The sequence below is a fragment of the Gimesia chilikensis genome (assembly GCF_007744075.1).
Lineage (GTDB): Bacteria > Planctomycetota > Planctomycetia > Planctomycetales > Planctomycetaceae > Gimesia > Gimesia chilikensis_A.
The window spans coordinates 2,757,503-2,780,748 of record NZ_CP036266.1 but is presented as its reverse complement, the minus strand read 5'-3'; the positions used below and the strand labels follow the sequence as shown (position 1 = coordinate 2,780,748).

Below are 23,246 nucleotides of genomic sequence, written 5' to 3'. Positions count from 1 at the left end.
AAGCGATACCGAATTTTCTGTTTCCAGCTATGTATTTCGGGAAATCTCCTGCTTCCACGAGGAATCTGCTTTCCTGACTGCGACGCGATTGATTACCCTGAAAAGGAATCCCGCATAGAACGACACGCCCCTGACACACATCTCTGACTCCTGATTGAACGTGAACTGAACCATGCAGTCTGTCTGTCTGATTTTAACCCGCTTCTGCCTCTCAGCCTGGGTCGGCGCCGCAGTAATTTTTGTGATCAACGGTGTCCAGGATGTTACCTTTCAACCCTTTGATTCACTGGTGCGTGACCAGCTGATTTCACTGCACTTCCCCGTCTACTATACGCTGGAGTGGGTGCTGCTGGTGGGAGCGTTTCTGGGATGCCTGGGAATTCGCTCAAAACAACTGCTGCCTCGCTGGAAAGCAAACCTGATCCTGGCACTGGTCATTCTTACGCTGACAATCAGCCTGGCCGACTACTTCTGGATCTATCAGCCGCTGGAATCCATGATTACGCCTCCGGGCAGTCCACGGCCAGCCCAGTTCACGAACTATCATCAGGCTTCGAAATACATCAACAGTATTAATATCCTGTTGACTTTCATCGCTGCGATCCTGATCAATCTCCCTGTAATCAGAGAGACGCCCGCAACTCGTGAAGAATCAGTCGCGAATATGGAATAGATGCTTCAGCGCGTCGAGCAAGCCGTGCGGCGTCCCTTCGCGTGCTTCCTGACGCAGGACTTCCAGTGGTGGATGCAGCAGCTTATTCACAATCTGTTCGATCGAACGTTTAATCAGTTCCTGATCTTTTTCATCCAGATGGGACAGCTTGCTGAACAGCTTGTCGACTTCCTGCTCGCGCACATCGTGCCACTGTTCGCGGAGCTGTTTGATAATCGGCCCGGTCGCTCGATGATAGACACCGTGCATGAAACGCTCGGTTTCTTCGTCGATGATCGTCAGTGCTTTTTCAACCTCTTTCTGACGTGCCCGCCGGTTCTTTTCACAGGTCGCTTCCAGGTTATCGATATCGAACAGAAAGATATTATCGTTAATCTGGCCGACGGCAGGAGTAAAATCCCGCGGTGCACCGAGGTCGAGAATAAAGAATGTCTTATTGCCAGACTTTTTTAATACCCGCTGAAACCGTTCCACATCCACGATCGGCTGAGAGGCCCCGGTCGTACTGACAATCACATCCGCTTCCGCCAGACAGTCATCCAGATCATCAAAGGGACGCGCCTCACCTCCCACCTTGACCGCCAGCTTCTGGGCATTTTCCAGGCTGCGATTGACCACGACAATCTTCTTGACCCCCTCATCTTTAAGATAAGTCAGAGTCTCTTCGGCCATCTCGCCTGCCCCGATGATCAGAACAGTCTTGTCGTCAAAACGCTCGAAAATGCTTTTCCCGAAGGTCCCCACCGCCACACTGGCGATCGAAACCCGCCCCTCTGCCAGCATGGTTTCCGTACGCACCCGAGCCGAAACCCGGATCGCCTGCTGAAACAAGGCATGAGTCAGCGGTCCACATAAGGCATTCTCGGTCGCCCGCTGATAGGCTTCTTTAACCTGGTTCACAATCTGAGGTTCGCCGAGCACCATACTGTCGAGACTGGAAGCGACCTGAAACAGATGTCGCACAGCATCAGGACCGGTTCGTTCCAGGAAGTCTTCGAAGAAATCGCTGACCGGAACGTGATGAAATTCCGAAAAGAATTTGGCCAGTTCCTGGTGGGAAGGCCCGGACTCCGGCTCCTGCGTCGCGGTATAGAGCTCCACCCGGTTACAGGTCGAGATTACCACCATCTCCGTTTCCGGATAGGACTTTTTGAGGATGGAATATGCCTCTTCCAGCTGTTCTTTTGAGGAGAACGCCAGCTTCTCTCGCACATCCAGTCCTGCTGTCTGGTGGTTACAATATACGACCTGCAGATTCACAAGGCGGCCCTCTCTGCAGTCGTCTCCTGCGATTCTATCCGCGGCTGCTCCGCTCCGGAGTGCCAGGAATCCACGTTCAACAGACGGATATTGGTCAGAATCTGAATGCCGATCACGGTCAGCAGCAACAGCCCACCGGTCCAGATCGTCAACTGAGCAATATGTTTCTGATTGGGTTGTTTCGTTCGCAGAATAAAGATCACACTCAACAGCATCGCCGCCCAGACAATCTCATAGACAATGATGACCGGGTCAACAAACGAAATGGCCTGAGCTCCCTTGCGAACATAGACACCCAGTCCAATTCCGATGCCCATGCCAACCGTCAGCATGGGAGCCGCGATCATCAAAGCCCAGCGATTCAACCGCGAGAGCTTAGCCAGACTGGGCAGATGAAATCCATCGGAAAAATTCTGTTTCTGCTTCAACCGTCGGTGCTGAATCAGATACATCGCGCTGAGCACAAACGAGAGTACAATTCCCACGCCTCCCAGGACCAGCAGTGTAGCATGCAGCATTGCCCAGGATCGGGTCGCGGGCTGCACGAGTGGATTCGTCACGTGATCGACAAAATAGGAAGCCACAACCAGCGCGAGAACCAGCGGAAACAGAAACAGCCCGATCGAGAGTTCCTCATCGATCAGGTTAATAAACAGATAGATTGCCACCAGCAGCCAGGAGAAAACCACCAGCCAGTCGTGCGTCGAGCCTAACAGGGGCGGCAGTTGTGTTTCATGGGAGCGATTGAATAGATAGGCAGTCTGCGCCACCAGTCCCGCCAGGGAAAACAGAATGATCAGCGGTCGCAGCCATCCGTTCTTCTTGCGCAGAAACCGGGCCAACTCTAAGCAGAAGGCTACCAGGTAACTGGCCATGAAACAGAAAACAGTCACATTTGACAACATGCTGACGACTTTATCACGAACAGAAGGGGCTGAATAGTGGTGGGACTGCGGCGTTTCTGATGAGAATCAGAACGGCACCCTATTATAGGGCTGTTCAGCTGGTGAAGGGCAAGTCATCTTGCTTCAGATTCTAATTCGTACTCCGAGATTTTTTTATGCAGCGTATTGCGATTGATCCCCAGCCGGGTGGCCGTCTTGGTCTGGACACCCTGGCAGGACCTTAAAACCTGCAAAATCACTTCTTTTTCCACGAGCGATACAACCTGAGTATGCACATCGGTGGAATCCTCCCCCACCCGCTGCAACTCCATGGAAACCAGATCACGACAGATCGTCTCTGGATCCTGTGCGCGGGCAGAGACAGCACGTGGAGCGGAACGACCGGTCACATGCCCCGGCAGTAAATCCAGCGAAGGACCATCTTCACCAGAGAGTACGATCAGACGTTCAACATAGTTCTGCAGTTCGCGAACGTTGCCCGGCCAGCTGTAGTTCTTGAATGTGTTCAACACCTCGCTCGAGAAATTCGGCAGAGGAATCTTTTCTTCTGCAGAGAACTGCTTCGCAAAAAAGTGCACCAGATCTGGAATATCCTCAGAACGTTCGCGCAGTGGAGGCAAATCGATGGGAATCACGTTCAATCGATAATACAGGTCTTCCCGGAACCGCCCTGCTTCGATTTCATCCAGCAGATTACGGTTGGTAGCCGCGACAATGCGACAGTCGACAGAGATCGATCGCGTGTCACCGACACGTTCAAATTCATGCTCCTGTAGAACACGCAGCAGCTTCACCTGTAGCGTAAAACTGACGGAGTTAATCTCGTCCAGGAAGATAGTTCCTCCGTGGGCCGCTTCGAAACGTCCTGTACGATTCTCAACAGCGCTGGTGAATGCCCCTTTGATGTGGCCAAACAGTTCACTTTCCAGCAGGCTTTCACTCAGAGCACCGCAGTTCACACGGATAAAAGGACCCGTAGCGCGCGGACTGAGTTCGTGGATACCACGGGCAATCAGCTCTTTACCGGTGCCGGTTTCTCCAGTCAGTAAGACCGTCGATGAAGTAGCAGCTGCTCGACGCGTTAGACGATAGACGTTACGCATCGCAGGGCTGTACCCCACCATATCTTCTAAAATAGGGCGATCGTCTTCCATTCGTTTATCGGAAAATCCTAATCAGTCACAGCAAGGTTGTTCGATGCCGAAACAAGTTCATAAGCAGTTTAGTCATAAGCATTTCGGTGAATTATTTTTTCCGAAAGTGGTGCCAGCCCTGAATTCACAGCATGAAAACATTGCACCAGCATGCTCAAAAAGATGGCGAACGCATCAATATGATACGCTATGACTGAAGAGGAAGGAAGTGGCAGACCGATTTTTTTTGAAATTCTGCACGCAATACAATTCGACTGCGAATGGCCGCCACAGACATGCACATTTATTAAGCACGCGGCTTAATAATCTGGCTAATCATGATTCTGAGCTGGTGGCTACCGGCTGACTGGCGGGAATCGGAGTGTTATTTTCATCAACCAGCACGACCTTGGGTTGATGGCCGCGGGCTTCTTTCTCTTTATATTCCGCGTAACTGGCGATAATCACCAGATCCTGGGGATTTACCAGGTGTGCGGCAGCGCCGTTGATGCAGATCACTCCCGAACCGGGCTCTCCTACAATCGCGTAGGTGGTCAACCGGGTCCCCGAAGTAATGTTGTAGATCTGTACCTGTTCGTACTCCACAATGTCGGCTGCTTCCATCAATTCCTGATCGATGGTCACACTGCCATTGTAGGCCAGATTCGCTTCGGTCACCGTTGCTCGGTGGATTTTTGATTTGAGTAGTACGCGCTTCATTCTTCTCAACCTGAAAGAAGATATCGTCTTCTTTTCAACTCTGACTGGAGGCCTGTCTTAAAAATGGACGGCGTATACTAACCAGACGCCATCACAACAAGCAAGAGCCTGTAACCCTGTTCACAAACAGAATCAAGCCTGAACGGGAGCTGCCTCTGAGTGCTGCCCTTCACTTTCATTATAGGCTGCTTCCTCGTGCTTTCCATCCATTTTGTCCCACCAGGGCTCATTCGGCTGTGCCCCCATCAGGCGGGCATACAGGTAATAATAGGTGGGAACCAGGAATAACACGAGCACCGTGGCAAGCATCAGACCAAAAATCAGACTGGCCGCCATCGGAATAATAATCTGAGCCTGGAAAGACGTCTCTTTCAAAATGGGAGCCAGCCCCACAATGGTAGTCATCGAAGTCAATAACACCGGACGAAAACGACGACGCCCCGCATCGATCAACGCATCCTTGAGAGGCAGTCCATCAGCGACACGATGATTGATAAAGTCGATCAATACGATCGAATCATTCACAACCACTCCGGTCAACGCCACCAGACCGAACAGCGAAAACAGGGTCAGTTCCATCCCCAGGATCGCATGTCCAAACACTGCACCAATAATCCCGAAAGGAATGATCCCAAGAATGATCAGGGGTTGCACATACGAACGGAACTCAACCGTCAGCAACGCGAACATTGATGCCAGTGCGATCATCAGACCGACAATCAGACTGTTCACCGATTCGTTGGTCTGTTCCTGCTGTCCTTCCCAGCGAACTCGCACGTTCGGGTATTTGGCAGCCAGCTCATCGATAAAGCCTCCCGGTTTCTTCAGGGCCTGCACGATTTCACGGGCATTTCCCTCTTTCTCATTGAGGTCGGAATAGACCGTAATCGATCGCTGCTGATCGATTCGGTTGATTTCGGAATACCCACGTTTGACAGTAACATCCGCCAGTTCCGTTAAAGGACGTTCGCTTCCGTCGCCGGTCCGGATTCGAATATCATCAAAGCTCATCAGCGAACGTCGCTCCTCTTCCGGGTAGCGGACCATCAGCTTGACCTCATGACGACCACGCTGCAGCCGCATGACTTCTTCGCCGTAGTACGTTGCGCGAACTGTTTCAGCGACATCCGCCAGAGGCACGCCCATGGCGCGGGCTTTATCTTTGATTTTGATCTGGAATTCCCACTTTCCTGGACTCGAATCGTCATTAACGTCCTTAACGCCGGGATAGGTTTCCAACTCTCGCTTGCATGCTTCGACCGCAGCTTCCAGTTCACTTAAATGCGAACCATCAGAGAGCAGCTTAAACTCAATCGGCTTGCCCCCCGGTCCCATTGTAGGCGATTTGAAAGTCATTCGATCGACGCCGGGCACTTCACCAACGCGTTCCCGCCAGAGCTCAAGCAGCGCTTCACTTCCGATTGTCCGCTCGCCCGCCTCCACGATTTCGATGCTGACCTTGCCGATATGACTGCCTTCAACTGTCCCCCCCAGTTGCGCTCCGGATTCTTCCCGGGTACCAAAGCCGACGTTTCTTCGTGTCAGCTTAATCAGTGACTGCCCATGTTTCTGCTGGTACTCCTGATCCAGATCGAGAAAGTCCTGGCGAATCTTACGCGTCGCGGCATCCGTTATTGATTTGGGAGTACCATCAGGAAATTCTACTGTGGCTTCAATCATCCGATAATCGGTTTTAGGAAACAGATTGAAGGGGGCAAATCCGCCCATGATCAAACCTGCAGAGAGCAGCATTAATGCCGCTGCAACCGCCAGCGTAGAAGAGGGATAATTCAGCGAAGCCTTTAATACGGGTGTGTAACATTTTTCGATGAACGCATTCAGTTTCCGCCCGACAAATCCCTCCGATTCTCCATTCTGCGCACCGGATTTCGAGGGATTTCCGTGCGCGAGGTGACAGGGCAGAATAAATGTACTTTCCAACAGCGAAATGAGCAGCATCGCGATTACAGCAATCGGCATCACCGCGATAAACTTGCCCATGATACCGGAGACAAACAACAAAGGAGCAAATGCGATAACCGTTGTCGTTACAGAAGCGCAGACAGAGGGCAGCACCTCGGAGGCACCATCGACGGCGGCAACGACGAACGATTTCCCCATCTGCCGATGCTCATAGATATTTTCACCGACAACAATCGCGTCATCCACGATGATCCCCAGTGCCATCAGGAAGGCGAACATCGAAAGCATGTTCAGAGTCTGCCCCGTGTAATACAATACGATACAGGCACCGAACATTGAAATTGGAATCCCCAACGCTACCCAGAATGCTAACCTCGATTCCAGAAAGATGGCCAGAGTGATAAACACCAATATCAGCCCCTGCAGCCCGTTCGAACTCAACAACTCCATACGGTCGCGCACATCGATGGACTGATCTTTCCAGAGCTTGAGCGAATATCCGGGAGGCAGTTGGACATCTTTGACGTACTGCCGCACTTCTTCCACAATCGCCAGCAGGTCTTCCTGTGATGTGCGTTCGACGGCGATCGACATGGCTGGCTTACCGTTGATTTCGCTGATCATGGTCGTATCAGCAAATTCATCATGTACTTCCCCCAGGTCATCGACTGTCAGCACGACCCCGCCCGCTTCGGTTACCAGTGGAATTTTTTCAATTTCACTCCCGATCAGATGCTTGTTCTTCCCCCGCAGCAACAACACCTGAGAGTTGGTATTCATTTTACCGCCCGGCAGTTCCAGGTTTTCCCGCCTTACAGTTCGGGCCACATCCTGCAGAGTGAGGCCGTACTTTCGCAGGGTCGCTTCCGGTATCTCAATGTCGATCTGATAATCTCGGGCTCCGGCAATGTTGGCCTGCGAGACCGACTTCAGTTGCAACAGTTCATCGCGAATCTTCTCGGAAACCGTGCGGAGTTCCAGTTCGCTGTTCTCATCTTCGTTCCCGGGCCCAATGACGGCAACTTCAATCGCCACCTGACGAAAGGTAATCTGCTGAATATCCGGATCCTCTGCCAGTTCGGGAAAACTGGGGATGCGGTCAATTTCGGAGCGGACCTCGTTTAAAATCTTCTGCACGTCAGGTACATCGGCGCGGAGTTCAAGTACCAGCGAGCCCATACCTTCACTGGCGATGGAGGTGATCTTTTTAATTCCGTCAATCGCGCGGACGGATTCTTCCATCTTCTGGCAGATTCCCTCCTCGACTTCATCGGGGCTTGCTCCGGGGTAAGGCACCGAAACCAGAATGATCTCCAGTTCAAACTCCGGAAAGACTTCGCGTCGCATGAACATCAGCGACACCAGGCCTACGCCCAGCACAGTGACCATCAACGTGTTCATCGCCGGAGAGTTGTTGATGGCCCATTTAATGACCGACTTCATTTCAACTCTCCTTCACGGACAGGCATTCCCTCATTGGCCACACTTAAGGGCGAGGTCACCACACGATCGCCGGGCTTGAGCCCTGAGGCCCCCAGTTCCACCAGCAACTGCCTGCCGCTGGTATCAACCACGCGAATCTTTTCTTCGTGCAGCTTGCCTTCCTGGACAATCCAGACCATGTTACCTGGTCGAATCGCCGTTTCCGGTATTTCGAGCAGAGATACATTACCCTCCAGAGGAATTTCCACCGAGACGTACATACCTCGCGCCAGCGGCGGTGCGCCCACAACCTGAGTCGTCGGTTTTCCATTGACCAGAATTTCGGTCGGCCGCGGATCAGACACGACAATCCGACAAGGAACCGTACGAGTTTTCTCATCCAGTCCGATCCCATCGTAGCGGGAAAGCTTGCCGTCCCAGATAAATTTTCTACCACCAATTTCGTAGTTCACTTTGACCGGCAACTGGGGAAGCTGGTATCCCAGATCATGTCGCCCGCCATTTCCGGCAACGGGCACAGGTTTGCCCTTTTGAGCAGATCGTGCCGCATGCTGCCAGAGTTGATAGAGTTCTTCCATCCGCAGATTGGTACGCACTTCAACCGAAGATGTGTCTTCGATCATTACCAGGGGATCACCGACCTTCACATACCCATCTTTTTCCACCGTATCTTCCACGATGACACCATTGATGGGGGAATAGATTTTCGTACGCTTCAAATCCAGCTGTGCACGGGAAAGCTGTACTTTGACCAGATCGCGGGCATGCATCATCCGTTGTCGACGTGACCGCAGCAGGTCTGCTTCGTTGGTCAGTTTCTGCAGCGCGTTCCGTGCCGCCAGTTCACCCCGCTTGGCTTCTTCGTATTCCGTATCAGAGACGACATTCCTCGTCCGCAGTTTTTCGACCCGGCTTAACTGACTTTTCTGCAGCAGGACTTCTTCGTGTGCCAGATCGATCATTGCCTTTGCATTATCGATTTCAACTTCCAGTTCATCGATGGCGTTCTGAGCCTGCCCCAGTTCCTGTGTCAGACGTTGCACCTCCAACTGGTAATTTTCCGGATCGATCTGAATCAGCAGACTTCCATCTCCGCCAGCTTCTTTTTCCTGCTGCGTGGCTTTCTGCACCAGATTACCGACCTTACATCCATCTTTCGTGTAGAGCACCTTGCCGGCGACTTCCGCTGCCAGCTTCACTTCTCGCGAGGGAACTACAATCCCATCGACGGCAATAGTCACTCCGGAATCAGAAACTTTGATCGTTTCGGTTGAGACCAGGGGCGCGGTCTGTTCGGTCAGGGTTTCCTGCTGTTCCGGCTCCTGCTTCATGGCTTTCAGCACAACCATACTGCCACCACCGATCCCCAGAATCAGAATCGGCAGCAGAATATGCTTCAGCTTCTTAGACCAGCTTTGAGATGTTTTTGTTTTCGTTTCTGACATGACTGATTTCTATGCTGAATCGCATTCCTACGAGAGTTGGCTGCGGACGCTTCCGACCAACGGGAGATTACCGGGAAGAACTGAGAGTGGTCTATCGATCTAGTCGCATTCTGCCTTGCTCCGGTTCAGATCTTGTGAAGTGTTGAAGAAGATTCCATAACGGGTTCGCTGAATTCCTGTTTCAGATTTTTAACAGCTGCAAGGGAGAACTGCAGAATGTGCTCAATCAGATGCTCTGGATCATAGTGGGCTGCCTGCTCTTCCGGCCCCAGCATCAGACTGACCATACCCCCTGAGACCCGATAAAACTGACACTGAGCCGCGATGCTGAAAATACACTGCATCCTGCGATAGGGAGGAATTTCGTCCCCCAGCATTTCCAGCAGTATCCCATCAGCAATATTCACAAAAGGACGAAACAGCTCCTGAATCAAATGCCCGCAGGCTTTCGTCGGCCGCAGGACCTCCCGCATAATCAGGTGATTGCTCCAGGAGAGTTCTCCCGTTCCTAACATTCGTCTGACCAGCGTAATGACCCAATCCCGCAATTTTTGTTCGGCGGATGTTTCGGGAGACCATTCAGGCAAAGGGGCTCGAGAAACTCCCATCTCTTTGGCCAGGCAGATGACTTCCAGATAAAGCTGTTCTTTGTCGCCAAAGTAGTAATTCACGCTCGCTACGTTGACGTCTGCTTTCTGACAGATTTCGCGCACCGTCGCCTTCTCGAAGCCTTTTTCCGAAAAAACAGGCCCCGCAGCTTCCAGCAAACGGTTTCGCACATCAACAGACGACATAAATTCCGGACTCCTGCACGTTTTTAGCGCCGCATTGTGAATTTGACAATCAGGTAACAGGCACTATCAGGGAGAACCCGTAAAAAACCTGTTTCAAACAATTGTATTAAACACGTGTTTAAAATCAATCGGAATCTGACCCAGGAACCATCAATCACCATAAATCAATGATAAAAAAGCACTTAAGATAAAACAGACTGAAAGCGAGAGAAGCGAAAGACTGCCGACAGTTACTTCGTAAACCAACAGCAGATCTTCGCAGAAAAAGAGGTGCGAACCAACTTCAGCCTGTTAAACGCTCCTGGCCTTCATCACGAAAACGGAACCGCTGAAATCCGCTCTCATCGAGCCGCTCTCGCAGCAGTTCTTTCCAATGTCTTTCCGGGAGGCCATTCAGAATGCCATACAGGATAATCCCGATCGTCAGACAGGAGACTTCCACTACACGCATGGGGAGCGAGAACTGTTTTAAATCAGCGAAAATCTCTTCGGAGCTGCAGTATTCGCCAAATTTCTGATCACGGTACATAAATTCCACGCCCGAGAAATCCTTGCTCCATTCATAATCGAAGGGGCCGAATTCCCGCCTGCGGTGGAGAACCCAGAACCGGGTTCCATCAAAGCGTATACCGTGTGTTCCTTGCAAAACGTCCATCCTGTTATTGTTCTGGAAATGCTGAGCTCCATTGTAGAGTGAACCCGAACTACCAGTTATCAAGAAATAAATGGCTATACATCATACGTCATTTTCCCCTGTTTGCGAAGTCCGTTTCTGAACCTCAACACAGTTTTCCCTGTCCTGAAATCCACGGTTTTCCAGATGAATTTACAATCACTAAAACTGCCTGCTTAAAAAAACGCCAGCATAAGTCGATATCTGAACAGAACTTGCTATGATCGTATCGACGACAGTCCCAGATCAATTCCCAAAGACACGTTCAGCCTCATGAAACACACAGAACCCTATCAGGCAGCAGTCGAAATCGTACAGAAACTCAGAGACGCCGGCTTCCAGGCTCTCTGGGCCGGGGGCTGCGTGCGGGATCTGCTACTGGGCAAAGAGCCTAAAGATTACGACGTAGCCACGAATGCCCTGCCTGAAGAAGTGCGTCATCTGTTCGGAAAACGTCGAACCCTGGCCGTCGGTGCCAGCTTTGGTGTGATCATCGTTCGTGGCCACCAGCCAGACTGCGATGTTGAGGTCGCGACATTCCGCACCGAAGGCCCTTACCTGGATGGCCGCCGACCGGAACATGTCCACTTCACCACAGCCGAAGAAGACGCCCAGCGCCGCGACTTCACAATCAACGGCATGTTCTATGATCCGATCAACGATTCCATCTTCGACTATGTCGGCGGAAAAACGGATCTGCAGCAGCATTTCATTCGCGCCATCGGAAACCCTCTGGAACGGATGCAGGAAGATAAACTGCGTCTGCTACGTGCGATCCGCTTCACTGCCACTCTGCGTTTTCGACTGGATGAAACCACATTTCATGCGATCCAGACCATGGCTCAGGAAATCACTGTTGTCAGCCCGGAGCGCATCGCAGAAGAAATGCGAAAAATGCTGGTTCACCCGAATCGTGAATATGCGATGGAACTGGCCTGCACTGCCGGTCTGCTCAAACCTGTGATCCCGGAACTGGCTCCTCTGTGGGAATCTGAGCCAAACCAGCCACTCTGGCAACAGACCCTCAAACGGCTGGAATTCCTGCAGTCAACGCATTTTGAACCAGCGTTCGCCTCCCTGCTGCTCGACCTGCCTGCCACCGATGATCAGCAACGGCTGGATACCGTCTACGAGATCTGTAAACAGCTCCGCTTTTCCAACCATGAACTCAATCTGGTGCACTGGCTGATTGAACACAGAGACAGCCTGCAGGGAGCCTCTGCATTCCCCCTCTCCCGGCTGAAACGCCTGCTGGCACATCCGAACTTCCCTTACCTGCTGGAACTGGCCGAAGCAGACCTGCGTTCCCGGAATCAGTCGCTGGCAGACCTTGAATTTTGCCGAGAGTATCGTGATCATACCCCCATTGAGGTCTTGAATCCCCCGCCACTGCTTACGGGCAATGATCTGATTGCTTCCGGCATCAAATCGGGCCCGCAGTTCAAAGAACTCTTAATTCAAATTCAGGATGCCCAGTTGGAAGAGCGCATCCAGGACCAGGCGGAAGCACTTGCCCTGCTGAATCAGTTGATCAATCAGAAATAATCATTCTCACCCCCTGAAAAGGCTTTCTCATGACAGACAAAGTTCGCATTGGAATCATCGGAGCCGGCGCCGTCTCCGACTACCACCACGTCCCCGGTATCAATCTCGATCCCCGTGCAGAACTGGTCTCGATCTGTGACCCCAATTCAGAACTGCTGGCCCAGCGTCAAAGTGACTGGGGTAAAACCAAAGCGACCACAAACTTCCAGGAAATGGCCGATGATCCCGATGTCGACGCCGTGATCATCGCGACGCCCAACTTCACACACCACGAAATCGCCCTCGCCTGTATCAACGGAGGCAAACACGTCATGTGTGAAAAACCGCTGGGATTGAACTACACGGAATCGGCAGAAATGTATCGAGCCGCCCGTGATGCCAACGTCCGCCACATGACCGCTTTCACCTATCGCTTCGCCCCCTCGATGCGGTATGTGAAACATCTGGTCGAATCAGGAGCCCTCGGCGTACCGCGTCACTTCCGCAGCCAGCGTTTTCTGGACTGGCCCGAGTCCAGTTGGGGCTGGCGTCAGAGTAAGAAACTCGCTGGTGCCGGCGACCTGTTCGACATGACCATTCACCGCATTGACTTCGCACAGGACCTGCTCGGACCGATTAAGAGCATCTGTGGTGCCGTCGCGCAGTTTGTCCCCCGCGACAAAACAGCCGAGGGACAGCCCTGTGAACCTTCTGAAGTAGACGACTGGTCTTCACTGATCGGGCAGTTTGAAAATGGTGCCGTCGGCGTCTGGGAAGGCAGCACCCTGATGAAAGGCTACCACAACGATGGCTTCGGTTATGAATGGGCTGAAGTCAACGGTTCGGAAGGCTCAGCTGCTTATCAGCTGACCGATCCCAACAACATCCTCATCGGTAAGCCGGGACAGACAATGGAAAAGCTGCCCGTCCCCGAAGAATATCTCGTTATCGAAGGCAGCCCCCGTGATCCCCACGCCGGCGTCCCCAGCACCGTGTTCCGCTACGACCTGGTCTACGAATTTGTGTCGGCCATCGTAGAAGAGCGCGATGCGATTCCCGGATTCGACCACGGTGCCTCTGCCCAGCTCATCGCTGACTCCGTCCTGGAATCATTTGATAAGCGGACCTGGATCGACATCAACTGCGATCTCTGATCTCAGAACGTCAGCTGGTATCGCAGCATCGCGGTGGGAGAAGGATCATAATTGCCAATGTTTGACTCGTATTCCAGACTGCGGCTGAATACCAGGCCAACTTCTAATTGACTGATCTTTCCGTTGGTATGTTTGGTTTCCAGGCCACCAATCAGGCGTAAATCGCTGTACGTCACAACGTCGTCGATCCCGCCGGGACTGCGTCGAATAGCCCAGGAACCGCCACCGAACTCACCGGCCACATAGGCCCAGCGTTCCAGATGCTCGTCTTTCTCAAGCCGATAGGTAAACTTCGGCTTGGGGAAGATCAGCTCCAGACGAGAGCCTTCACTGAACCACATGATCATACCAGCTGCCGGGAGCATCATGATGTCTTCACGGTCCAGATAGACCACCCCCATCACAAACTGCTTGGCACGGGAATGGACATAGTACGCCAGCCCCTTACCCGTGATTCTCAGCGAATCGGAAGTCACATTCTTGAAATCACTATACACCCCGGGAGCGACCTCCAACTCGTAGGACCACTTCTCATTGACCTTGTTGAACCAACGGAAGGAAACCGAAGTATCATACACCCGCGCCGGCAGATCAGTCCGCACGGGGCCGTCCAGGTAGTGCACACCAAACCGGGGTGTAATCGTAAATCCTTCCAGTCGCGGCAGATCGACCGTCTCCGAAAGATACAAAGTGAATATTCCCAGGTTATCGTCGTTTCCGGGCAACCAGGTTACCGAACCGGTTGCGCTCTTATGGGCCAGCATGGGGACAAATGTTTCGCAATCAACGCATTCTTCATCGGTTGTCCCCCAGACCTGATCCTCTTTTAACAGCTGGGGAGGAATCCCCAAAGCGGCCTTGGATTCAGCATCCAGTACATCGGGAATCTGAGGAGACTGGCTGGTCTGTTGAATCTGACTCTCATCGCGGGGCATAAAAATCGTCTGATGACGTTGAGGCAACGGTGAATACTCAGATCCGTCCGGGTCGTCAAAGATTGTCTTCCTGTTCTGCGCAGAACAGGAATCGATCGCCCCCCAGAACAGGAACGCACCGAGGGCCAGCATCAGTACTACAGTCCGGTAAGACTGAATGAGCATGAGAATCATCCCAATTGTTTATTATAGCGAGAGTTATAGAAATTCTGCGTGCAGCCCGAGTTGCAGAAAGACGAGCAGATACGGAATCAATCAGATATGAGGTTGGAGAAGTAGAGAGAAGGAAACGTGAAATATCAGGGTTGGTACTCCGGGTCAACCCGAATCTTGCGCCCCGGCTTCTCTCAAAATCTATCAGAAAATGCTGCTCTCTGATCGTTGCCCCTTACTTTCAATGATGTTAGAATCAAATTCATCACATTGGATATATACATTAGAACATATCAATTTCACTTAACAGGAACCAGAGAGACATGGGACGTGTTCAAAAAGGGCGTGAGTTAGCTTCGCGTCGTAGCCGGAAAGCCAAACTGAAGAAACTCCGGGACAAGTTCGAGAAAGCCAAAGACCCCTCTGAAAAAGAACAGATCAAAGAGAAAGTCCGCAAAATCAGCCCCTTTGCGGTTCTCGAAGAATCTGCCTGAACCCGCTGCTTCAGCGATTTGAAACAGAGTGAAAACATGACGCTGACTCAACCCGAAGTGAGCGTCGTTTTTTCATGCGCACAACCGGTGTCCCAGCATAAAACAAAAACAGCCCCAGGTATTTCGCCCGGGGCTGTTTTCGATTCAATTCCAGCTTAGATTCATCGTTCTGAGAACAGAAACAGCCCTTCGTGGGCGTCGACATAAATCGTCGCCCCCTCCGTAAAATCGCCGGAGAGCAACTTGTTCGCCAGCTCATTCTGGATGTGCTGTTGAATTGTCCGCTTCAAAGGTCGAGCACCATACACAGGATCATACCCTTCTTCCGCCAGCAGATCCTTCGCTTCCGTTGAGACTTCCAGCGTATAACCGTTGGCTTCCACCAGGCGGGAGAGATGCTTGAGCTGCAGATCCACGATCTGGCGGATCTCCTCTCTCCCCAGCGGATGAAATACGATCACCTCATCGATCCGGTTGAGGAACTCAGGCAGAAACTCATGCTGCAGGGCATCCATCACACGATTATGAATCAGCTCCTCATCTTCCTTGCCTGACAAATCCATAATTGTCTGGCTGCCGATGTTGGAAGTCATCACCACAATCGTGTTTGAGAAATCAACAGTCCGCCCGTGGCTATCCGTCAGACGACCGTCGTCCAGCAACTGCAGGAGTATGTTAAATACATCCCGGTGTGCCTTTTCAACCTCGTCCAGCAGGACCACCGAATAAGGCTGCCGCCTGACCGCCTCGGTCAACCGTCCCCCTTCTTCGTATCCGACATACCCCGGAGGGGCACCAATCAGACGAGCCACAGAATGCTTCTCCATGAATTCACTCATGTCGATACGGATCATACTGCGTTCATCGTCAAACAGAAAACTGGCCAATGCCTTGCAAAGCTCCGTTTTCCCGACGCCGGTAGGCCCCAGGAACATGAACGAACCGATGGGACGATTCTGATCCTGCAGACCAGATCGCGAACGACGAACCGCGTTAGAAACCGCTTCAACTGCTTCACTCTGGTTAATCATCCGTTTATGAATTTCATCTTCCATCCTCAGCAGCTTATCGCGTTCGCCTTGCAGCATCTTCGATACCGGAATTCCGGTCCACATGCTGATGACCTTGGCAATGTCTTCCGAAGTCACCTCTTCACGCAGAAGCCGCTCACCGGCGTCATCTCCCAGTTCCGCGACACGCGCTTCCATCTCCGTCAGACGCTGCCGGGCCGCATTCAACTCCTGTTCGGCGTTGTAAGCCTGGGCATAGTCTTCATTGGAATTTGTCTGCTGTGCGCGGTGGAAAGCCTGCTCATAAGCGGTATTCAACCGATCAATTTCCTCCTTCAAGGGCTGCAGTCCGGCCAGGGCTTCTTTTTCCGTTTCCCAGCGGGTCTTCAGCGCATTGACACTCTCTTCCCGATCGGCGATGTGCTTACGCAGTTCGGCCAGACGTTCCTGGCTTTCCGGTGAATCTTCTCCAGCCAGTGCAGCCGCTTCGATCTGCATCCGGGTCAGTTGTCGGGTCGCCTCATCAATTTCAGACGGCATGGAGTCCATCTCCATACGCAACTGACTGGCTGCCTCATCGACCAGGTCGATCGCCTTGTCCGGCAGAAACCGGTCGTTGATGTAACGATCAGACAACGTCGCAGCGTTGATCAAGGCATCGTCCATGATCCGCACGCCATGGTGTGTTTCGTAGCGTTCCTTCAATCCCCGCAGAATGGAAATCGTATCTTCGACCGTTGGTTCCTGAACCATCACCGGCTGGAAACGGCGTTCCAGGGCCGGATCCTTTTCGATGTATTTGCGGTATTCATCAAGGGTTGTTGCACCAACGCAATGCAGCTCCCCGCGTGCCAGAGCCGGCTTCAACAGGTTCGACGCATCCGCGCCCCCTTCTGCAGCCCCAGCTCCGACAACGGTGTGCAACTCGTCGATAAACAGAATGATCTCCCCCTTGGCAGACTCAATTTCTTTGAGAACCGCCTTCAGCCGATCTTCAAACTCACCGCGATACTTGGTCCCCGCGATCAATGCCCCCATATCCAGGGCGATAACGCGTTTGTTCTTGAGGTTCTGAGGCACATCGCCCATTACGATCCGATGCGCCAGACCTTCCACGATCGCCGTCTTACCGACGCCCGCTTCCCCGATCAACACCGGATTATTTTTACGACGACGGGAGAGAATCTGTACCACACGGCGGATTTCCTGGTCGCGACCGATCACCGGATCAATCTTGCCCTGACGCGCGAGTTCGACCAGATCCTTCCCGTACTGCTGCAAGGACTGGTACTTCTCTTCCGGACTCTGGTCCGTCACCCGCTGACCGCCCCGCACCGCTTTGAGCGCCGACAGTACGTCATCTTCTTCGATCCCGTTGAGCTCCAGCAGACGTTTCGGCTGGTCATCGACCGTGGTGAATGCCAGCAGCAGATGCTCTGTCGAAACGAAATCATCCTGCATCTGATCAGCACGATCCTGCGCTGCCTGCAAAACCTTGAGCAGCGACTGACCGATGCCAACCTGCATCGCTGCCCCCGAAACTTTCGGCAGACGACTGATCTCATCATCCACCATTTTCTGGAGCTGAGACAGATTCGCCCCAATCTTCTGAATCAGAGGTTTGACTACTCCCTGCTCTTCATCGAGTAATGCCTTCAACAGGTGCAGTGGCTTGATTTCCTGCTGGCCGAAATCTTCTGCGGTCTGCTGGGCTCGTTGCACTGCCTCCTGGGCCTTCACAGTCAATTTTTCAAATCGAAATGCCATAATGCTTCTCCAATTCTATTTATCATCTGCGCAGCAACTCAACAGCATCGATTATCATATCAGAAAATCGGCCGGCAAGCAGTGCCTGCTGAGATACTCAAATTTTTAATTGTTTTGATCCAGGCCCGGAGAGGTGGGAAATCAGTTGAGCCTGATCCGAGGTCGGTAGGAATTGTCGGTCGCGTCGTTAAAAATACTCTTGTTCGGGAGCCCGGGGCCCAGCCGGACGGCTGAGCCCCTGTCCCTGTTCTTCTTAGTCGAAGACTTCAGACTCGATCAGTCCTTCTTTTCGAATTCTGCATCGATTACATCTTCGTCTTCTGCAGCAGCCGAGCTCTCACCACCTTCGGGAGCAGCCCCTTCGCCACCAGCGGCTTCGCTGGCTTTATACATCTGCTCGGTAAAGGCGTGAGTTGCCTGCTGCAATTCTTCACAGGCGGAATTGATGGCTGCCACATCTTCTTTCTCGACAGCATCATTCACCTTCTTCACAGAAGCTTCGATGGCAGACTTCGAAGAATCATCGATTTTCTCAGCATGCTCTTTGAGCAGCTTCTCGACTTCGTAAACCAGACGAGTTCCATTGTTCTTGGCCTCGGCCAGTTCCTTCTTCTTCTTGTCTTCATCGGCGTGTGCTTCCGCCTGCTTTTTCATATCTTCAATTTCGGTTTCCGACAGCCCGCTGGACTGCTCGATCCGAACTGAGGTCTCTTTTCCGGTCGCCACATCCTTAGCGGAAACATTCAAGATCCCGTTAACATCGATATCGAAGACCACTTTGATCTGCGGTACCCCACGCGGAGCCGGAGGAAGTTCTTCCAGATTAAACTGACCCAGCAGCCGGTTATCGTTGGCCATCTGGCGTTCTCCCTGGAACACCCGAACAGTCACAGCAGTCTGGTTATCGGCAGCAGTCGAGAAGACCTGATCCTTGGTAACCGGAATTGTTGTGTTACGTTCGACGAGTTTGGTCATGACGCCCCCTTCGGTTTCGATACCGAGCGACAGCGGTGTCACGTCCAGCAGAACAACGTCCTGTACATCACCGGCAATGATCCCCCCTTGAATCGCGGCTCCAATTGAAACCACTTCATCGGGATTCACACCCTTGTGAGGCTCTTTGCCAAAGATCTTCTTAACGAATTCCTGAACCTTGGGAACACGTGTGGAACCACCAACCAGTACCACTTCATCGATGGCACTCGGATCCAGTCCGGCGTCTTTCAACGCCTGCTCGACCGGATTGCGGCACCGCTCGACCAGTGGATCGATCAGTTTTTCGAATTCCGCACGAGTAATCGCCAGCTGCAGGTGCTTCGCACCACTGCTGTCGGCTGTGATGAACGGCAGGTTGATGTCGGTCGTCTGAGAAGATGACAGCTCTTTCTTCGCTTTTTCAGCTGCTTCACGCAGACGCTGCAACGCCATTGGATCACTGCGGAGGTCAATTCCCTGATCTTTCTTAAACTGATCAGCAATGTAGTTGATCAGTTCTTCGTCGAAGTCGTCACCACCCAGGTGACCATCGCCGTTGGTGCTCAGGGTTTCGATCACTTCGTCACCGACTTCCAGAACGGAAACGTCAAACGTACCACCACCGAAGTCGAAGACGACGATCTTTTCATCATTCTTCTTTTCCAGACCGTAAGCCAGAGCAGCTGCGGTCGGCTCGTTGATAATACGCGATACTTCCAGACCTGAAATCTGACCAGCGTCTTTGGTTGCCTGACGCTGTGCGTCGTTAAAGTAAGCCGGCACGGTCACAACAGCCTTATTGACTTTGTGTCCCAGGTAGCTTTCAGCAGCTTCCTTCAGTTTCCGCAGAATTGATGCGGAAATTTCGGGAGGTGTGAGAGTCTTGCTGCCCGCTTCAATTTTCACATAGTCTTCCGGACCACCAACGATCGTGTAAGGCACGATCTTTTCTTCGTTCTGAACTTCGTTGTGACGACGTCCCATAAACCGTTTTACTGAGTAAACGGTGTTCTTGGGGTTGGTCACAGCCTGACGTTTGGCTGGTTCGCCGACCAGTGTCTCGCCTTTATCGGTGAAAGCAACAACACTGGGAGTAATCCGGTTCCCTTCGAGGTTCGGGATCACTTTGGCTTCCCCGCCCTCCATTACTGAAACCACTGAGTTGGTGGTTCCCAAATCGATTCCGATGATTTTTTCACCTTGAGACGACATTTTGAGTTTCCCCTCTTTCTATATCGAGATTGCAGATCGATGACTGATTCAAAGCCCCTCATAATGGCCGTAAATGAAACATCGATCAGGGCTTGTTTTCCATTTTGATTTAATTCAGCCCAATTACGGGACAGTTGACACTGTATGCAAGGACCGTGCCAACAGATCCCCGACAAAGAGCGTTTAACGTAAGATATTTATATGAATAACCTTACAGGACGTCACACTTACTGAAAATCTAGCAGACAGGCAGCAACACTGCCATATTGACACCACCCCCGAGTCAAGCCCGCCACAGCCAAAATGACATTTTGGCAGTCTCTGATGCCGGACCGCTGAAATACGGGCTAAACAGTTCACACGCAAGGCCCAACCGCTTGACAGTCCCCAGATACGGCGGTACAAACTAGAACAATTGAAGACTACTCTGTCCTCTGCTCAAGCAATGGACAAAACGTCCTTCACGTGTGCCTGCCTCGATCTATCTAACTGATTATTTTACAAATCCTTAGATAGTCTTTTCAAGGAAGGCACTCGGGAGAAACCCCGAGTTAAGAAATTCTTAAGGGATTGAAATTCCATAGTGAAACTGGCAGTGAGCATCGACCACACATCCAGGAAGGCTGTGATCTGGCTGCGGTTCATTTTCTGAGAGACAGAAACGAGACTCACATCCTGAAAGATTCCGATGGCCAAGAAAAAAGCGGTGAAAAAGCGAGCTTCCGTGACTAAACCGAAGTCAGCTCCACAGAAAAAAGTTGTTCGCAAGACCAGCAAAAGCAGCCCCGCATCGATCCAGTCTGAGTTAAAAAAGATCGATCGCGAAATCATCAAGCTGGTCAACAAACGCTGCTCAATGACGGTCAAACAGATCAAATCCGATCCGGAACCGCGCAAGGCCATGTTCGATCCCAAATCGGATGAAGAGCTTCGCGAGACCATCGAAAAACTCAATGCCCCCGGCCCCATGACCAATGCGTCCATCCGCGGCGTCTTCCGGCAGATCCTCAGTTCCGCCCGTCGACAGATACACCCGCAACGCGTCGCCTACCTGGGCCCCGCTTACAGCTACACGCACCTGGCAGCCCTGGAACGTTTCGGCGAAGAGGCCGACATGGTGCCGGTCAACACCATCGGATCTGTATTTGAAGAGGTCAATCGCGGGAACACCGAATTCGGCGTTGTCCCCATTGAAAACAGCACCGACGGCCGCGTCGTTGATACCCTGGACATGTTCACCCGCCTTCCGCTGCGGATCTGCGGTGAAGTCCTGATTGCAGTACACCATAATCTGCTGGCACGCTGCGAACGCAGTGAAATCACGGAAATCTACAGCAAACCTCAGGCCCTCTCGCAGTGCCGTGAATGGCTCTCCCGAAACATGCCACAGGCCCACCTGCACGAAGTGACCAGCACCTCGACCGCAGCCCAGCTGGCTGCCACCAAGCCCGGTGCCGCAGCGGTCGCCAGCCACCAGGCATCGGTCGAATACGATCTGCAGATCATCGTGGAAGGGATCGAAGACAACGCCAACAATGTGACCCGTTTCGCTGTGATTGGTGAAGAGGTCTGTGAACCAACGGGTAAAGACCGTACTGCGATTCTGGTCCAGATTGCCCACAAAGCCGGTTCTCTGGCAGACACCCTGCAGATCTTTAAGAAAAACAAAATCAATCTGACCTGGATCGAATCCTTCCCCCTGCGTGGTGAAGAGCCAGGTTACCTGTTCTTCATTGATTTTGAAGGTCACGTGGAAGAACCCCATATCAAGCGTACGCTGAATGATTTATCCAAGAAGGTTGTGCGACTCGAAACCATGGGCTCCTACCCCAGAAGTGGCATTCTGGAGTAAATCGGACCCCGGAATAAGTGATTGAGCCTCAGCAGCGTCCTTTTAACGGCATTATTCTGCCAAAACAGGCTGCATTTCAGGATTTTGCGCGAGATTCCTTGAATCAGTCGCCCGGACTCAATACCTTATCCAGCACACCGAGGAAGCTGGTATTGTTCGCATTCCAGCTTTCATTTGCATTCGACTGATTTCTCGCTCCGATCTGCCCGCAAAACCCGTCTGACGGGTTCCGATTCTGAGTCGAGCCTCAACCCACTATTTTTAGATAATATACAGGATCTATCATGCGTCGTTATCTCGTTGCCGGTAACTGGAAAATGAACACCACCAGAGAATCGGGTACTCAGCTGGCTCAGGCACTGGTCGCAGAAGTTCCTGCTGAAAATCCAGGTGTTGAAGTACTAGTCTGCCCCCCCTTCCCTTACCTGACTTCGATCGGCGATGTTGTTAACGGCTCGGGTGTCGGTTTTGGGGCCCAGAACTGCTACCACGAAGCTCCCGGCGCTTTTACGGGTGAAACAGCAACCGAAATGCTGACGGATATCGGCTGTCGCTCTGTGATTCTGGGACATAGCGAACGCCGCCACATTCTCAAAGAAACCGACGCGGACATTAATCTCAAGGTAAAAAAAGCCCTGGCCTCCGGTCTGCAGGTGATTCTGTGCGTTGGTGAACTGCAGAGCGAGCGGGAAGCCGATCAGACAGAAGCCGTCCTCGACACTCAGATGACCGGTGGACTCGACGGAGTCGATGCTTCAGCTTTCGATCAGATCGTGATTGCCTACGAACCGGTCTGGGCGATTGGAACCGGCCTGACCGCCACTCCCGACCAGGCAGAAGCAGCACATCAGTACCTGCGTAACTGGCTGAAAGACAAGTATTCTGCTGAAATCGCAGATGCGACACGCATTCTGTATGGCGGCAGTGTCAAACCGGACAACGCCCAGGAACTGCTCTCGCAGGAAAACGTCGATGGTGCCCTCGTGGGGGGAGCCAGCCTCAAACCAGAGCTGTTCATTCCCATCATTCAGGCTGCCGCAGGACTGGCCGCCAGCTGAAAACAGGCCATTTTATTCGAATTCGCTGCAGCTCAAGCTATAGATACGATTTACAGATCGTATTCGATTACTGTATGATTCAGCGAATCTGTCTGAGCGACAGCCGGTCTGTATAAATACGTTCACAGGACATTATTACCCCT

Annotated in this window: 17 protein-coding genes; 6 read left to right on the top strand and 11 right to left on the bottom strand. The window is 52.3% G+C overall.

What is annotated here, in order from left to right; genetic code table 11:
- Positions 1-172 precede the first annotated feature (172 nt).
- Complete coding sequence (locus HG66A1_RS10455; RefSeq protein WP_145183085.1) at positions 173-673, top strand: hypothetical protein; 501 nt, start codon at positions 173-175, stop codon at positions 671-673.
- Here HG66A1_RS10455 and hemA read toward each other — a convergent pair.
- The 8 genes from hemA to HG66A1_RS10415 all read right to left on the bottom strand — a co-directional run bounded on the left by hemA (position 653) and on the right by HG66A1_RS10415 (position 10,951).
- Positions 653-1,933 carry a glutamyl-tRNA reductase gene (gene hemA, locus HG66A1_RS10450; protein WP_145183082.1) on the bottom strand — a complete coding sequence of 427 codons (1,281 nt, stop codon included), beginning with the start codon at positions 1,931-1,933 and terminating at the stop codon, positions 653-655. The genes HG66A1_RS10455 and hemA overlap by 21 nt on opposite strands.
- Positions 1,930-2,838, bottom strand: coding sequence for a cytochrome c biogenesis protein CcsA (gene ccsA / locus HG66A1_RS10445; protein WP_145183079.1), 909 nt, complete (start codon positions 2,836-2,838; stop codon positions 1,930-1,932). The genes hemA and ccsA overlap by 4 nt, the downstream gene beginning before the upstream one ends.
- 113 nt (positions 2,839-2,951) lie before the next feature.
- The gene (locus HG66A1_RS10440) at positions 2,952-3,992 is read right to left on the bottom strand and encodes a sigma-54 interaction domain-containing protein (RefSeq protein ID WP_145039343.1); all 1,041 of its coding nucleotides are present in this window, start codon (positions 3,990-3,992) and stop codon (positions 2,952-2,954) included.
- Between the two features lie 315 nt (positions 3,993-4,307).
- Positions 4,308-4,691, bottom strand: a complete 384-nt coding sequence (gene panD / locus HG66A1_RS10435; RefSeq protein ID WP_145039340.1) for an aspartate 1-decarboxylase — start codon at positions 4,689-4,691, stop codon at positions 4,308-4,310.
- Between the two features lie 132 nt (positions 4,692-4,823).
- Positions 4,824-8,057, bottom strand: coding sequence for an efflux RND transporter permease subunit (locus HG66A1_RS10430; protein ID WP_145183076.1), 3,234 nt, complete (start codon positions 8,055-8,057; stop codon positions 4,824-4,826).
- Positions 8,054-9,502: an efflux RND transporter periplasmic adaptor subunit gene (locus tag HG66A1_RS10425; protein WP_145183073.1), complete on the bottom strand. Its 1,449-nt coding sequence runs from the start codon at positions 9,500-9,502 to the stop codon at positions 8,054-8,056. The genes HG66A1_RS10430 and HG66A1_RS10425 overlap by 4 nt, the downstream gene beginning before the upstream one ends.
- A gap of 125 nt (positions 9,503-9,627) precedes the next feature.
- Entirely contained in the window at positions 9,628-10,296 is a 669-nt protein-coding gene (locus HG66A1_RS10420; RefSeq protein WP_145183070.1) for a TetR/AcrR family transcriptional regulator, read from the bottom strand.
- Between the two features lie 283 nt (positions 10,297-10,579).
- A complete protein-coding gene (locus tag HG66A1_RS10415; protein WP_232106796.1) occupies positions 10,580-10,951 on the bottom strand; it encodes a hypothetical protein in 372 nt (123 codons plus the stop codon).
- Positions 10,952-11,242: 291 nt separating this feature from the next.
- Here HG66A1_RS10415 and HG66A1_RS10410 point away from each other — a divergent pair, with 291 nt between their 5' ends.
- Together HG66A1_RS10410 and HG66A1_RS10405 are read left to right on the top strand one after the other, a co-directional pair.
- Positions 11,243-12,514 (top strand): CCA tRNA nucleotidyltransferase, encoded by a 1,272-nt coding sequence (locus HG66A1_RS10410; protein ID WP_145183067.1) that lies wholly within the window; start codon positions 11,243-11,245, stop codon positions 12,512-12,514.
- Between the two features lie 29 nt (positions 12,515-12,543).
- Positions 12,544-13,647, top strand: a complete 1,104-nt coding sequence (locus tag HG66A1_RS10405) for a Gfo/Idh/MocA family protein (RefSeq protein ID WP_145183064.1) — start codon at positions 12,544-12,546, stop codon at positions 13,645-13,647.
- A 2-nt stretch (positions 13,648-13,649) separates the two neighbouring features.
- On the opposite strand, the gene HG66A1_RS10400 is transcribed toward HG66A1_RS10405, so the two are convergent.
- Positions 13,650-14,747 (bottom strand): DUF6268 family outer membrane beta-barrel protein, encoded by a 1,098-nt coding sequence (locus HG66A1_RS10400; RefSeq protein ID WP_145183060.1) that lies wholly within the window; start codon positions 14,745-14,747, stop codon positions 13,650-13,652.
- A 311-nt stretch (positions 14,748-15,058) separates the two neighbouring features.
- On the opposite strand from HG66A1_RS10400, the gene HG66A1_RS31930 reads away from it, so the two are divergent.
- The gene (locus HG66A1_RS31930; protein ID WP_197997086.1) at positions 15,059-15,229 is read left to right on the top strand and encodes a DUF6800 family protein; all 171 of its coding nucleotides are present in this window, start codon (positions 15,059-15,061) and stop codon (positions 15,227-15,229) included.
- Between the two features lie 161 nt (positions 15,230-15,390).
- On the opposite strand, the gene clpB is transcribed toward HG66A1_RS31930, so the two are convergent.
- Together clpB and dnaK are read right to left on the bottom strand one after the other, a co-directional pair.
- Positions 15,391-18,006, bottom strand: coding sequence for an ATP-dependent chaperone ClpB (clpB, locus tag HG66A1_RS10395; RefSeq protein ID WP_145183057.1), 2,616 nt, complete (start codon positions 18,004-18,006; stop codon positions 15,391-15,393).
- Positions 18,007-18,282: 276 nt separating this feature from the next.
- Entirely contained in the window at positions 18,283-20,193 is a 1,911-nt protein-coding gene (dnaK, locus tag HG66A1_RS10390; RefSeq protein WP_145183054.1) for a molecular chaperone DnaK, read from the bottom strand.
- A gap of 688 nt (positions 20,194-20,881) precedes the next feature.
- On the opposite strand from dnaK, the gene pheA reads away from it, so the two are divergent.
- Positions 20,882-22,045 carry a prephenate dehydratase gene (gene pheA / locus HG66A1_RS10385; RefSeq protein ID WP_145039316.1) on the top strand — a complete coding sequence of 388 codons (1,164 nt, stop codon included), beginning with the start codon at positions 20,882-20,884 and terminating at the stop codon, positions 22,043-22,045.
- 284 nt (positions 22,046-22,329) lie between these two features.
- Positions 22,330-23,103, top strand: coding sequence for a triose-phosphate isomerase (gene tpiA, locus HG66A1_RS10380; RefSeq protein ID WP_197993995.1), 774 nt, complete (start codon positions 22,330-22,332; stop codon positions 23,101-23,103).
- The last annotated feature ends 143 nt before the right edge of the window (positions 23,104-23,246 follow it).

What these genes read in the sequence shown, in the direction of transcription:
- HG66A1_RS10455 (WP_145183085.1), top strand. Translation starts at nt 173, where the DNA reads ATGCAGTCTGTCTGTCTGATTTTAACCCGCTTCTGCCTCTCAGCCTGG.
- ccsA (WP_145183079.1), bottom strand. Translation starts at nt 2,838, where the DNA reads ATGTTGTCAAATGTGACTGTTTTCTGTTTCATGGCCAGTTACCTGGTA.
- HG66A1_RS10440 (WP_145039343.1), bottom strand. Translation starts at nt 3,992, where the DNA reads ATGGAAGACGATCGCCCTATTTTAGAAGATATGGTGGGGTACAGCCCT.
- panD (WP_145039340.1), bottom strand. Translation starts at nt 4,691, where the DNA reads ATGAAGCGCGTACTACTCAAATCAAAAATCCACCGAGCAACGGTGACC.
- HG66A1_RS10430 (WP_145183076.1), bottom strand. Translation starts at nt 8,057, where the DNA reads ATGAAGTCGGTCATTAAATGGGCCATCAACAACTCTCCGGCGATGAAC.
- HG66A1_RS10425 (WP_145183073.1), bottom strand. Translation starts at nt 9,502, where the DNA reads ATGTCAGAAACGAAAACAAAAACATCTCAAAGCTGGTCTAAGAAGCTG.
- HG66A1_RS10420 (WP_145183070.1), bottom strand. Translation starts at nt 10,296, where the DNA reads ATGTCGTCTGTTGATGTGCGAAACCGTTTGCTGGAAGCTGCGGGGCCT.
- HG66A1_RS10415 (WP_232106796.1), bottom strand. Translation starts at nt 10,951, where the DNA reads ATGGACGTTTTGCAAGGAACACACGGTATACGCTTTGATGGAACCCGG.
- HG66A1_RS10410 (WP_145183067.1), top strand. Translation starts at nt 11,243, where the DNA reads ATGAAACACACAGAACCCTATCAGGCAGCAGTCGAAATCGTACAGAAA.
- HG66A1_RS10405 (WP_145183064.1), top strand. Translation starts at nt 12,544, where the DNA reads ATGACAGACAAAGTTCGCATTGGAATCATCGGAGCCGGCGCCGTCTCC.
- HG66A1_RS10400 (WP_145183060.1), bottom strand. Translation starts at nt 14,747, where the DNA reads ATGCTCATTCAGTCTTACCGGACTGTAGTACTGATGCTGGCCCTCGGT.
- HG66A1_RS31930 (WP_197997086.1), top strand. Translation starts at nt 15,059, where the DNA reads ATGGGACGTGTTCAAAAAGGGCGTGAGTTAGCTTCGCGTCGTAGCCGG.
- clpB (WP_145183057.1), bottom strand. Translation starts at nt 18,006, where the DNA reads ATGGCATTTCGATTTGAAAAATTGACTGTGAAGGCCCAGGAGGCAGTG.
- dnaK (WP_145183054.1), bottom strand. Translation starts at nt 20,193, where the DNA reads ATGTCGTCTCAAGGTGAAAAAATCATCGGAATCGATTTGGGAACCACC.
- pheA (WP_145039316.1), top strand. Translation starts at nt 20,882, where the DNA reads ATGGCCAAGAAAAAAGCGGTGAAAAAGCGAGCTTCCGTGACTAAACCG.
- tpiA (WP_197993995.1), top strand. Translation starts at nt 22,330, where the DNA reads ATGCGTCGTTATCTCGTTGCCGGTAACTGGAAAATGAACACCACCAGA.